The sequence below is a fragment of the Ruminococcus intestinalis genome, assembly GCF_014288065.1.
Taxonomy (GTDB): domain Bacteria; phylum Bacillota; class Clostridia; order Oscillospirales; family Acutalibacteraceae; genus Ruminococcoides; species Ruminococcoides intestinale_A.
Map to the genome: position 1 here is coordinate 129,936 of NZ_JACOPS010000001.1, position 11,870 is coordinate 141,805.

Sequence of the window (11,870 nt, forward strand, 5' to 3'; positions counted from 1 at the left end):
ATACTTTTACCAAATGAACAAGGAGGCAATATTTATGAGTAAAAATAATGTACCATTCAGATTTGACTATGTAGGAAGTTTTTTAAGACCGGACTATCTAAAAAAAGCCAGAGCAGATTTTGAAAAAAGAAATATAACAAAAGAAGAACTTACAGAAATTGAAAACAAAGCCATTACAGACCTTGTAAAAAAGCAGAAAGAATTAGGATACAAGGTTATAACAGACGGTGAATTTCGCAGAGCAACATGGCATCTCGACTTTATGTGGGGATTTAACGGTGTTGCACACAAAAAGACAGAAAAGGGCGTAGCATTCCACGGCGAACCTGCGTTGATTGACGATACATGGCTTACAGGTAAAATCTCGGCTGACAACCACCCGTTTGTTGAGCACTACAAATTTATAAAAACTTTTGAAGACGAAAACACTGTTGCCAAGCAGACAATTCCTGCACCTGCTCAGTTTTTCCAGCAGATGATTATTCCTGCAAATATTGAAACAACAAGAAAATTCTATGCAACCGATGACGAGCTTATTACTGACATTGCAAACGGTTATAAAAAGGTTATTAACGATTTATATAACGCAGGTTGCAGAAACATTCAGTTTGACGATTGCACCTGGGGTGTACTCGTTGCCGAGGGCAGTGTAATTCGTTACGGCAAAGAAAACAACCTTGAAGATATTAAAGAAAAGCTCTTAAAAGTAAATAATCTTGCAATTGAGGGCAAGCCTGAAGATTTGGTTATTACAACACACATTTGCAGAGGTAACTATCATTCCGCATATTTCTCAAGCGGTGCATATGACTCAGTTGCAGAGCCACTGTTCGGCAGAGAAAATGTTGACGCTTATTACCTTGAATTTGACGATGAGCGTTCAGGCGGCTTTGAGCCTTTAAAATATGTAAGCGGCAACAAAAAAGTTGTTCTCGGTCTTATCACTACAAAATCACCGAAACTTGAGGACAAGCAGACAGTAATCGAAAGAATTAAAGAAGCAAGCAAATACATTCCGCTTGACAGACTTTACCTAAGTCCGCAGTGTGGCTTTGCATCATGCGAAATCGGCAACAAACTCACCGAAGAACAGCAGTGGGCTAAACTCGCACTTGTAAAGGAAATTGCAGAAGAAGTTTGGAAGTAAATTCTTTATCAAAAGTTGAGATAAATTATGGCTTAGCGGAGTGTCGGTCGGGCATTGAAATTTAGCTAACGCTAAATTATCCTCCCAAAAAGCAAAAAAGTTTACTCAATTTTTTCAAAAATTGCAGGTTTGGGCAGCGCCCATAAAATCTTCCGATACAACAATTTATCGGGCGCAAACAGCCACGCTGTTTGCGTGCTAAAACTAAGTTTGTTAAAACAGGCGACAGCCTTTTATAAAAGAAATGATTAACTTTTTATTATATATCGAAAGGCTTTCTTGTTGCTATCGCATTTAAGGGGCTTCAAGCCGCCAAACAGCGTAGCTGTTTGGCTATCGTTAGATTGCGTAAGCGGAAAGTATTTGTGGGCTTTGCCCACACCCACGACCTTTGAAAAGGTCGACCAAACTTTTATAATTGATTGGCAAATCAATTTGCTAAACCATAATTTAAAATACTTCTTCGGCATTAAACATAACAAAACATTCTTGCCATATAATCCTCACAAACAGAGAGAGCAGACAGCTGCATGCTACCTGCTCTCTCTTAATTACTATTAATGCAAGATAAAAATTTTACTTTTTAACATTAAAAGCTTTCATCTGTGGATAAACTGCGCTGTCGCCAAGCTCTTCCTCAATTCTTAAAAGCTGATTGTACTTTGCAACACGCTCTGAACGGCTTGGAGCACCTGTTTTAATCTGGCAAGTGTTAAGTGCTACCGCAAGGTCAGCGATTGTTGTATCTGCTGTTTCACCGCTGCGGTGTGAAGAAATTGCAGTATAGCCTGCCTTGTGAGCCATCTTGATTGCCTCAAGTGTTTCTGAAACCGAACCGATCTGGTTAAGTTTAATAAGAATTGAGTTACCGCAACCAAGCTCAATGCCCTTTGCAAGTCTTTCTGTATTTGTAACAAAGAGGTCGTCACCAACGAGCTGAACTTTGTCGCCGAGCTCCTTAGTAAGCTGTTGCCAGCCTTCCCAGTCCTCTTCGTCAAGAGCATCTTCAATAGAGATAATCGGATACTTTTCAACAAGCTTTTTCCAATGCTCAATAAGCTCTGCAGAAGTAAACTTTGTGCCTGCCTTTGGAAGAACATACTCGCCCTTCTTGCTGCCCTTCCACTCGGAAGATGCTGCGTCCATAGCAATCATAAAGTCCTTACCCGGCTCATAGCCTGCATTCTTAACAGCCTCAAGAATATACTGAATTGCCTCTTCGTCGCTTGCAAGGTCAGGTGCAAAACCGCCCTCGTCACCTACAGAGGTAGCAAGACCCTTAGACTTAAGTAAAGCTGCAAGTGCATGGAATACTTCCGCACACCAACGCAAACATTCCTTAAAGCTTGGAGCGCCTACAGGCATAATCATAAACTCCTGAACATCTACAGTGTTTGCAGCGTGTGCGCCACCGTTAAGAATATTCATCATAGGAACAGGAAGTCTGTTGCCTGAAATACCGCCGAGGAATCTGTAAAGCGGAATGTCAAGAGCAGTAGCTGCTGCTCTTGCAGTTGCAATAGAAACGGCAAGAATAGCATTTGCACCAAGATTTGACTTGTCTTTTGTACCGTCAGCTTCAATCATCGCTTTGTCAACAGCATAAATGTCAGAAGCGTCCATACCTGTAATAGTATCGTTAATTACTGTATTAATATTTTCAACTGCCTTAGAAACACCCTTACCGAGATATCTGCTCTTGTCACCGTCACGAAGCTCAAGAGCCTCGAACTCACCTGTTGACGCACCGCTTGGAGCAGTACCTCTTGAAACAGTACCGTCAATAAGAGTAACCTCTGCTTCTACAGTAGGGTTTCCGCGAGAATCAAGAATTTCTCTGCCAACAACTTTTTCAATTTCTAAATAAGCCATTTTTACAATCTCCTTATCTTCTTATTCGCAGACTTCCTTCCGGAAGGTCAGCAGTGCCCTCCGGCGAATAGAAGTAGAGGATTCATAGGAAGTCCACATGATTTATTCAATAGGTTAGTTTTAACTAACCGAATACATTATATACTACACTCAAAATAAAATCAAGTATTTTTTTACAATTTTATAAAATTTTAATAAATGACAGTTTAATTTAATTCTTGTATATGTTATAATAATCAGTGCTGTTTATTATAACAAAAGTAAAAAACAGTCTTTTATGTGACAGATTGTTTTTGTATTAAAAGTTACGGAGTAAAAAAATGGGTAGGAAAAATATAATAAAATCTAACCGAAAGGTTATAGCTGAGGGATTGCGTGACGGTGTTCCTATTGGACTCGGTTATCTTGCGGTGTCGTTTTCGTTAGGTATTGCGGCAAAAAATGCAGGACTTAACTTTTTTCAAAGTTTTCTTGCAAGTTTGTTATGTAATGCGTCTGCGGGTGAATATTCGGGTTTTACGGTTATTGCTGCGGATGCAACATATTTTGAAATGGCGGTAGTAACGCTTATTGCAAATGCACGATATTTGCTGATGAGTTGTGCGCTAAGTCAGAGAATAAAAAGCGGCACTTCACTGATTCACAGATTGTTGCTCGGCTTTTTTATAACCGATGAATTTTTCGGAATTACAATATCAAGAAAAGGCAGTGTAAATCCGTATTACACATACGGAGCAATAATCTTTGCAGGACCTTGTTGGGCGTTAGGTACGGCGCTCGGTACAATAGCGGGTAATGTTTTGCCGCTTAGAGTTGTAAGTGCGTTAAGCGTAGCGCTGTTCGGAATGTTTCTTGCGATTATCGTGCCGCCGACAAAGGGCAATAAACCTCTTATGGGAATAGTTATTTTCAGCTTTATTGCAAGCCTTGCATTTGCTTATCTGCCTGTGATAAGCGAGATTTCAGAGGGTACAAGAACAATAATTTTAACTGTTATTATATCCGCAGCAGCAGCTTTGCTGTTCCCTGTAAAAGATGAGGAGGGCAGTGAAAATGTCGCATAATCCTTATATCTACATATTTATAATGGCAGGTGTTACATTTTTAATCAGAGTGTTGCCTCTGACCGTTGTAAAAAAACAATTCACAAATAAATTTGTAAAATCATTTCTCTACTATGTGCCGTATGTAACGCTTTCGGTTATGACTTTTCCCGCAATTATCAATGCTACGCAAAGTCCGATAGCGGGAGCAATAGCCTTTGCGGCAGGTCTTGTGGCGGCTTGGTTTGATGCAGGACTGTTTAAGGTATCGGTAATCTGTTGCTTACTTGTATTTGTTTGTGAATTTATAATTTGCTGAATTTAAAATGAAGGTTTGAAGTTTGTAAATTGCATTTTGGTAAAAAATGTAAATAGATTTCAAACCTTTTCGTTTTGCATAAATTAATGAAAACGGAAGTTGTTTTATAAAATTTTACTGCTTTAATTCGATAAAGGAATTGTAATTTTATGATTTTAAAAAATTGGTACAAAATATACTTTTATACGCTAATAATCCGACTTTAATTGTTGACAAATTACGATAATAAGTATAATATATACTTATAACAGAATTTGCCTACTATGAAAGGAAGTAATATATCATGGAAAAGCAGAATATTGATTGGGCAAATATCGGTTTTGGTTATATGCCTACCGGTGAAAGATTTGTAGCTAATTATAAAGACGGCAAGTGGGACGAAGGTGCAATGACAACCGATGCAACAGTCACAATGAGTGAATGTGCCGGTGTTTTGCAGTATGCTCAAACTTGCTTTGAAGGCTTAAAAGCCTATACAACACAGGACGGAAAAATCGTAGTTTTCAGACCTGACCTTAATGCAGCAAGAATGCAGGATTCATGCAAAAGACTTGAAATGCCTGTTCTCCCGGAGAATATGTTTGTAGACGCAGTTTGCAAGGTAGTAAAGGCTAATGCAGACTATGTACCTCCTTACGGTTCGGGTGCAACACTTTATCTCCGTCCGTATATGTTCGGTATCGGACCTGTTATCGGTGTTAAGCCTTCAACAGAATATCAGTTCAGACTTTTCGCAACCCCTGTAGGTCCATACTTTAAGGGCGGCGCAAAGCCTATCACAATTAAGGTTTCTGACTTTGACAGAGCCGCACCGCACGGTACAGGTCACATCAAAGCAGGTCTTAACTATGCAATGAGCTTGCACGCAATTGTTACAGCTCATGAAGAAGGTTTTGCCGAGAATATGTATCTTGATGCTGCTACCCGTACAAAGGTAGAGGAAACAGGCGGTGCAAACTTTATCTTCGTTACAAAGGACGGCAAAGTTGTTACTCCTAAGTCAAACAGTATTCTTCCTTCTATTACCCGTCGTTCCCTTATGTATGTTGCAAAAGAGTATCTCGGTCTTGAGGTAGAGGAGAGAGAAGTTTACTTTGACGAGGTTAAAGATTTTGCAGAGTGTGGTCTTTGCGGTACAGCGGCTGTTATCTCACCTGTTGGCAAAATCAACGACCACGGCAAAGAAATTTGTTTTCCAAGCGGTATGGAAGAAATGGGCCCTGTTACAAAGAAGCTCTATGAAACACTCACAGGTATTCAGATGGGCAGAATTGAAGCTCCTAAGGGTTGGATAAAGGTAATCGAATAATTACATATTATCGAAAATATAATTATAAAAATTTGTGCCCGAGCATTCTGCTTGGGCACTTTTTGCGTATGTGAGGTTTTATCAAAGGTTGAGATAATTATGGCTTGGCTGTTTGCGCCCGAAAAATTGTTATATCGGAAGATATTATGGGCGCTGCCCAAACCCGCAATTTTTGAAAAAATTGAGTAAACTTTTTTGCTTTTGGGAGGATAATTTAGCGTTAGCTAATTTTCAATGCCCGACCGACACTCCGCTAAACCATAATTTAAAATAATAGACTTATAATAAAAGCAGTTGTAATCTTATTTGGATTGCAACTGCTTTTCTGTTATTTAAATTATAAAAAATGAAAAATAGCCGTAAAGAAGTGAGATTGCCATACCTGCTATGACATCGCTTATAAAATGCACCCCGGCAAGGACTCTTGAAATCATAATCAAAGTGCTGATTATAAGATAAGCAATTCCGAGCGGAATACTTACATACATAAATGCCATTGCAATTATAAAGGCACAGGCGGTGTGACGGCTCGGCATACTTTCGCCTTTCTTGTTTTTACCGAATACAGATGTAGTAGCAAATTTTTCGTACGGCCGAGGTCTGTTAAATATTTTTCTGAAAAAAGTAACTATTGCAAATACTGTAAGCGGTGACAGCGTAATTCTTGCAAAAATTTTAATATCGGAAAAAAACATAAAAACAATAAGAATGCCATACGATACAAACATTATAAGCGGGAGAAAGTTATAGCATAATTTTAATACGGTATTGCAAGGCTTATTTCTTTTAAATAAACCGACAATGCTTTTATATGTTTCCGTACTTATAACAATCACCCCGTTTGAACATTCTTACGCTATTTTAACACAAGATTTAAACTATTTCAACATTATATTTTTCAAACCAATAATCAAGTTCAATAATATACGCAAGTATTTGCGGTGCTTGCATAAGCTGACCGTACCAAGGTGTTGTTATACTGTCGGGATTTTCGATTATATTCATTATACCTTCTTTGCTTAGCATTTCGGTAAGTGGATTTTTCTTTTTCAGAATATTTATAACTCGCTCTTTACAGATGTCAAAATATATCGGGTTGTGGGTTTTAGGGTAAGGACTTTTCTTTCGCCAACAAATTTCTTCGGGCAAAATATCCTCAAAGGCTTTTCGCACAATTCCTTTTTCACGGTTATTATATGCTTTGATTTTCCAAGGCATATTGTATGCATATTCCGCAAGTCTGTAGTCGCAGAACGGTACACGCACCTCAAGTCCGTTATACATTGAACAGCGGTCTTTTCGTTCAAGTAAACATTGCATAAACCAGTAAAAATTAAGATAAAACATCTCTCTCATTCGTGCGTCTGTTTTTGAATCTGTTTTCAGTTTTGGGGCAAGGTTAATTGTATCAAGATATTTTTGCCGCACATATTCTGCACCCTTTGGCAAAACTCCGTCTTTTAATATTGAGGAGCGGACATCCTGACTTTTTGACCATGGAAAATTATCTTCAAATAAAATTTCTTTATTGTGGTACCACGGATAACCGCCGAAAAGTTCATCCGCACATTCACCCGACAACGCAACGGTATAATCTTTTTTGATTTCGCCGCAGAACAAAAGTAACGAGGAGTCAACATCTACATAACCGGGCAAATCTCTTGCTATTACACTGTCATAAAGTGCGTCGGCAACCGCCTTGTTATCAAGTATAATTTCCCTGTGCCGACTGTCAGCATTGCGTGACATAAGTGAAATATATTCAAAATCGGCATTTGGCTGAAACAGACTTTTCTTAAAATATTTTTCATTGTCACGATATTCAACCGAATAAGTGTTAATTTTGCCGAGCTTATTTTCCTTATAATATTGAGAGGCGGTTTTTACAATTATACTGCTGTCAAGTCCGCCCGACAGGAAAAAGCAGAGCGGCATATCGCTGACAAGCTGCCGGTTTATAGCGTCGGTAAGCAAAAAGCGTGTTTTTTCAACAGTTTCTTCAACGCTGTCCGTGTGTTCTTTCGCCTGAATTGTAAAGTAACTTTTTTTAGTCAGTTTTTGATTTTTATAAAGTGCCGATTCACCCGGTTTTAATTCTTTAATTCCCTTAAAAACGCCGCATGACGGAGTACGGGCAGGACCTAAGAAGAAAATTTCATATAGACCTGTTTCGTCAATCTGCGGTTTTACAATCTTACTTGCAAGCAGAGCCTTTATTTCTGACGCAAACAAAATTCCACCGTCGTATTCATAATAAAACAACGGTTTTACTCCGATTTTATCTCGGCAAAGGAAAATACTGTTTTCGCTTACATCATATATCGCAAAAGCAAAAATGCCGTTGAGCATATCGGCGCATTTCTCTTTGTATTTCATATATGATTTAAGCACAACTTCGGTATCGCTGTGCCCTCTGAAATGATAGCCGCTTGCTTTTAAATCTTCTCTTAATTCATCGGTGTTGTAAAGCTCTCCGTTATAGACGATTATATATGTTTTTCCTCTGTGTCGTGCCGCCATAGGCTGTTTGCCGTTTTCTTTGTCAATAACAATAAGCCGTCTGTGCAGCAGAGCACAACCTTTATTAATGTAAAGCCCGTTTTCGTCAGGACCTCTCTTGCTAAGGGTTTGTGACATTTTATATAGAACAGGAATCTGTTTACTCATATCAATTTCGTTGTCAAACCAACCTGCAATACCACACATAAGTAACCTCCGTTAATTGTTTCTGTAATTTTTAAGTAAAAATAAAAAGCAAATCATCAGCGCCGTAAGTGCAATTCCCGAAAATGCCGTGCCTCCGTAAACGGAACTGCCTGGAACCGTACCTACGGAAAATACGCTTTTGGTATCGTAAAATATCAGCATACCGATATAGGTGAAAAGTGCGGTTAATATTCCTTGAATAATTCTGTAACAGAAAAATATTAATTTATTAATCTTAAGATTGCCAAGTACTGAAAAAATTTGAAAGTGTACGCATATTCCGCCAAATCCCGCCACAAACGCAACTGCCCATACAGGTAATTCGGAAGAAGCCGTTTTTACACCCGTGCACACTTCAAATATTGACAGCACGGCGGTTTTTACAAAGCCGTCATCAAGCACTGTCGAAAGAATACCTGCGACGGCGGAAAAAGCTATAACAAACGAGCATATTGAAAACATACCTTTTGATGCATCGTACACCGCTTCCACAAGAGATTTTGTAAGACTTAGCCTGCTATTATTGCCTACTTTGGCTGTTACGGAATTTTTCCCTCTGTTTATTATTCTATTCGCAATGCCTGTAATGAGTACCGACAAAATTTGTGAGCAGAGCATTATTATGCCGATTTTTTTATCGTTGTAAATTGACATTCCTATAAAACTTACTAAAAAACCCGGACCCGCACACACCATAAACATACTTGCTCTTTTACATTCTTCTGTTCCCGCATTTCCGTTTTTGTAAAGTTCGTTACAGCTTTTTGCACCGATAGGATAACCTCCCGTAACCGAAAGCAGTAATATGGGTGCAAAGCATGGACTTAGTCCGAATACCGATTTCATAATTTTGCCGAAAGGTTTGCCTAAAAAATCGGAAATACCGCTTTTTACCGTAAACGATGACACTGCCATAAACGGAAACAGAGAGGGGATAAGTACATTTATGCACATTTCAATTCCCGAAAACGCTCCGTCTGCACATTCTTTTGAAAAAATTAAAAGCATTATGCATACAATAACTATTGCAAGCGAAAGCAGTGCGGCTGTGAATTTGTGAAAATTTGCCTTAATAAACATAGCAATCACCATTAATATATATGTAACACTCTGCATAAAAATAATAATAAAGCTATGAAACGGGAGAGATATATTTTGCAGAGAAAAAACGATAAGCCGAAAAACGAATCGGCAAGTTCGCTTACGCTTGATTTAAATTCAGGTTTGCCGACACTTGATATGCTTGGCAACAGGCGAATAACAATTGAGGGTTCGACAGGCGTGTTGAGGTATGAAAGCGAAAATATAAAGATTAACACAAACAAAATGGTTGTTTCCGTATGTGGCAGAGGACTTACGGTAAAGTGCATTTCTGCAGTTGATGTTGTAATTGAGGGATTTATAACGGGAATTGATTTTATTACATAAAGCGGGGCGTTAATATGCTGTTAAAGCTTATAAGATGGAGCAAGGGCTATGTCGATTTTTCTGCAAGCGGAAAATTTCCCGAACGATTTATTAATCTTACCACCCGTAACGGAATTAATGTATGGAATTTAAAGCCCACAGAAAAAGGCTTGACCGCTACAATGCAGGTGTATGATTACAAAAATATACGCAGTATAGCTTATAAATCAAAACTGAAAATGCGTGTTACGGGCAGACACGGACTTCCTTTTTATGTACAACGCTATAGGCAGAGAGTGGGACTTTTGATTGGAGCAATAATCGGAATTGTTTTGATTGCGGTCTTGTCAAAATTTATATGGTATATTGACGCACCGCCTACAAAGAGTTTGAGTACCTCACAAATTCTTTCCGCTCTTGAGGAGGATAATGTAAAAGTAGGTTCGTATATAAATTCTATAGATACCGAAAATACCGAGCGCAGACTGATTTTGAAAAACGAGCAGATTGGCTGGATAAGTCTTAATATTACGGGCAGTACGATGAGTGTTAATATTGAAGAAAAAGCTCCGAAACCCGATACTCCGGACTTTAAAACTCCTTGTAACATAAAAGCAAATAATGACGGAGTAATAACAAGTATAAAGACATCAAGAGGGGAAACAAAGGTAATGAAAGGCAGCGGAGTTGTAAAAGGAGATCTGCTTGTAAGCGGTATAGTGGAAACAAAGCAGGAAACAATAGAATATGTGCACGCAAGTGCCGAGATAATGGCAGATGTAATATATAAAAAAGAATATACATTGCCCAAAAGCTATGATTATTATTCGATAACCGATAACCGAACCGACAGATATATGTGCGGCTTTTTAAATTTTAAATTTCCCTGTTCAGTAAGTTTTTTGTCTTATGATGACAGTGTGTTCGTAAAAAATAAAGAGAAATTGTGTTTTAACAATACAAATATACCGATAGAGCTTACGACGCAGAGTGAAATTGAAGTTAGTAAAAGCAGTGTAAATATGGATAAAGCTGTTCTTGATAAAAAATTACTTGCACAGTCAATGCTTTATGAAGTGTTTGAAAAGCAAGATAGTACGCTTGTAAGCAGGAAAATTAATATAAAAAAGAGCAATAATAATTTTAATGCTGAAATCAGCTATATTTTTAACGAAAATATAGCACAAACATCAGAATTAAGTGTGACAGATTAAAATATATGTGGTATAATTAAACTTATCAGATTATTATAGGGTGATATTATGCGGATTTTATGTATAGGTGATGTCGTAGGCAGTATAGGCTGTCGCTTTTTGCGTGATAAGTTGCCGACTTTGAAGAAAGTAAAAGGAATAGACTTTGTGCTTTGCAACGGAGAAAACTCGGCAGACGGCAACGGAATTACACCGTCATCTGCAAATTATCTTCTCGACAGCGGTGTAAATGTTATTACTCTCGGCAACCATTCTTTCAGGCGTAAAGAGGCTTATGACTTTATTGACGAAAATCCGTTTATAGTTCGTCCCGCAAATTTTCCTGACGGAACTACTCCGGGTATGGGAATTGTAAATGTTGATACAGGCAGAAAGATAATTACCGTAATCAATATTATGGGCAATACCTTTATGGACAACAACCTTGATTGTGCGTTTGATTGTGCCGAAAATATGCTTAAGAAAGCGGAGAGCAATATTATTATAGTTGACTTTCATGCTGAGGCTACGGGCGAAAAAAGAGCTATGGGATATTTCCTTGACGGTAAGGTATCTGCAATGTTTGGTACACATACTCATGTGCAGACTTCTGACGCACAGGTTTTGCCTAACGGCAGCGGATATATAACCGATGTAGGTATGACAGGAACAATTCATTCGGTTTTGGGTGTAAAAAGCGAAATAATTATCAATAAATTCAAAACCAAGCTGCCTGCAAGATTTGACCTTGCGGACGGTGAATGTAAAATGGAATGTGTGCTTTTCGATATTGATGACAAAACAGGCAAAACATTGACCGCAGAGTCATTCAGAATTGAATAAGGTAACCAAAATTTTAAATTTGCTATATTTT

11 protein-coding genes are annotated in these 11,870 nt (G+C 38.3%); 7 read left to right on the plus strand and 4 right to left on the minus strand.

Annotated elements, in window-relative coordinates; translation table 11 throughout:
• Positions 1 to 34: 34 nt before the first annotated feature.
• Positions 35 to 1,147, plus strand: coding sequence for a 5-methyltetrahydropteroyltriglutamate--homocysteine S-methyltransferase (locus H8R91_RS00625; RefSeq protein ID WP_186934475.1), 1,113 nt, complete (start codon positions 35 to 37; stop codon positions 1,145 to 1,147).
• A 576-nt stretch (positions 1,148 to 1,723) separates the two neighbouring features.
• Here the strand turns inward: H8R91_RS00625 and eno are convergent.
• Positions 1,724 to 3,019: a phosphopyruvate hydratase gene (eno, locus tag H8R91_RS00630; RefSeq protein WP_022235198.1), complete on the minus strand. Its 1,296-nt coding sequence runs from the start codon at positions 3,017 to 3,019 to the stop codon at positions 1,724 to 1,726.
• A gap of 320 nt (positions 3,020 to 3,339) precedes the next feature.
• Between eno and H8R91_RS00635 the strand changes: the two genes are divergently transcribed.
• The 3 genes from H8R91_RS00635 to H8R91_RS00645 all read left to right on the plus strand — a co-directional run bounded on the left by H8R91_RS00635 (position 3,340) and on the right by H8R91_RS00645 (position 5,690).
• Positions 3,340 to 4,083, plus strand: a complete 744-nt coding sequence (locus H8R91_RS00635; protein WP_186934476.1) for an AzlC family ABC transporter permease — start codon at positions 3,340 to 3,342, stop codon at positions 4,081 to 4,083.
• Complete coding sequence (locus H8R91_RS00640; protein WP_022235200.1) at positions 4,073 to 4,381, plus strand: AzlD domain-containing protein; 309 nt, start codon at positions 4,073 to 4,075, stop codon at positions 4,379 to 4,381. The genes H8R91_RS00635 and H8R91_RS00640 overlap by 11 nt, the downstream gene beginning before the upstream one ends.
• Before the next feature lie 283 nt (positions 4,382 to 4,664).
• Positions 4,665 to 5,690 (plus strand): branched-chain amino acid aminotransferase, encoded by a 1,026-nt coding sequence (locus H8R91_RS00645; RefSeq protein WP_022235201.1) that lies wholly within the window; start codon positions 4,665 to 4,667, stop codon positions 5,688 to 5,690.
• A 332-nt stretch (positions 5,691 to 6,022) separates the two neighbouring features.
• On the opposite strand, the gene H8R91_RS00650 is transcribed toward H8R91_RS00645, so the two are convergent.
• The 3 genes from H8R91_RS00650 to H8R91_RS00660 form a co-directional block, all read right to left on the minus strand.
• A complete protein-coding gene (locus tag H8R91_RS00650; protein ID WP_480934887.1) occupies positions 6,023 to 6,385 on the minus strand; it encodes a phosphatase PAP2 family protein in 363 nt (120 codons plus the stop codon).
• Positions 6,386 to 6,563: 178 nt separating this feature from the next.
• Positions 6,564 to 8,396: an asparagine synthase (glutamine-hydrolyzing) gene (gene asnB, locus H8R91_RS00655; protein WP_186934478.1), complete on the minus strand. Its 1,833-nt coding sequence runs from the start codon at positions 8,394 to 8,396 to the stop codon at positions 6,564 to 6,566.
• A gap of 12 nt (positions 8,397 to 8,408) precedes the next feature.
• The gene (locus tag H8R91_RS00660) at positions 8,409 to 9,476 is read right to left on the minus strand and encodes a hypothetical protein (protein ID WP_186934479.1); all 1,068 of its coding nucleotides are present in this window, start codon (positions 9,474 to 9,476) and stop codon (positions 8,409 to 8,411) included.
• A 75-nt stretch (positions 9,477 to 9,551) separates the two neighbouring features.
• Here H8R91_RS00660 and H8R91_RS00665 point away from each other — a divergent pair, with 75 nt between their 5' ends.
• The 3 genes from H8R91_RS00665 to H8R91_RS00675 are packed head-to-tail and all read left to right on the plus strand — an operon-like array spanning position 9,552 to position 11,839.
• On the plus strand, positions 9,552 to 9,824 hold the full coding sequence (locus H8R91_RS00665; protein ID WP_022233991.1) for a YabP/YqfC family sporulation protein: 273 nt from the start codon (positions 9,552 to 9,554) through the stop codon (positions 9,822 to 9,824).
• A 14-nt stretch (positions 9,825 to 9,838) separates the two neighbouring features.
• Positions 9,839 to 11,017, plus strand: coding sequence for a sporulation protein YqfD (locus H8R91_RS00670; protein WP_186934480.1), 1,179 nt, complete (start codon positions 9,839 to 9,841; stop codon positions 11,015 to 11,017).
• Between the two features lie 48 nt (positions 11,018 to 11,065).
• Complete coding sequence (locus tag H8R91_RS00675) at positions 11,066 to 11,839, plus strand: TIGR00282 family metallophosphoesterase (RefSeq protein WP_022233989.1); 774 nt, start codon at positions 11,066 to 11,068, stop codon at positions 11,837 to 11,839.
• The last annotated feature ends 31 nt before the right edge of the window (positions 11,840 to 11,870 follow it).

What these genes read in the sequence shown, in the direction of transcription:
- H8R91_RS00625 (WP_186934475.1), top strand. Translation starts at nt 35, where the DNA reads ATGAGTAAAAATAATGTACCATTCAGATTTGACTATGTAGGAAGTTTT.
- eno (WP_022235198.1), bottom strand. Translation starts at nt 3,019, where the DNA reads ATGGCTTATTTAGAAATTGAAAAAGTTGTTGGCAGAGAAATTCTTGAT.
- H8R91_RS00635 (WP_186934476.1), top strand. Translation starts at nt 3,340, where the DNA reads ATGGGTAGGAAAAATATAATAAAATCTAACCGAAAGGTTATAGCTGAG.
- H8R91_RS00640 (WP_022235200.1), top strand. Translation starts at nt 4,073, where the DNA reads ATGTCGCATAATCCTTATATCTACATATTTATAATGGCAGGTGTTACA.
- H8R91_RS00645 (WP_022235201.1), top strand. Translation starts at nt 4,665, where the DNA reads ATGGAAAAGCAGAATATTGATTGGGCAAATATCGGTTTTGGTTATATG.
- H8R91_RS00650 (WP_480934887.1), bottom strand. Translation starts at nt 6,385, where the DNA reads ATGTTTTTTTCCGATATTAAAATTTTTGCAAGAATTACGCTGTCACCG.
- asnB (WP_186934478.1), bottom strand. Translation starts at nt 8,396, where the DNA reads ATGTGTGGTATTGCAGGTTGGTTTGACAACGAAATTGATATGAGTAAA.
- H8R91_RS00660 (WP_186934479.1), bottom strand. Translation starts at nt 9,476, where the DNA reads ATGTTTATTAAGGCAAATTTTCACAAATTCACAGCCGCACTGCTTTCG.
- H8R91_RS00670 (WP_186934480.1), top strand. Translation starts at nt 9,839, where the DNA reads ATGCTGTTAAAGCTTATAAGATGGAGCAAGGGCTATGTCGATTTTTCT.
- H8R91_RS00675 (WP_022233989.1), top strand. Translation starts at nt 11,066, where the DNA reads ATGCGGATTTTATGTATAGGTGATGTCGTAGGCAGTATAGGCTGTCGC.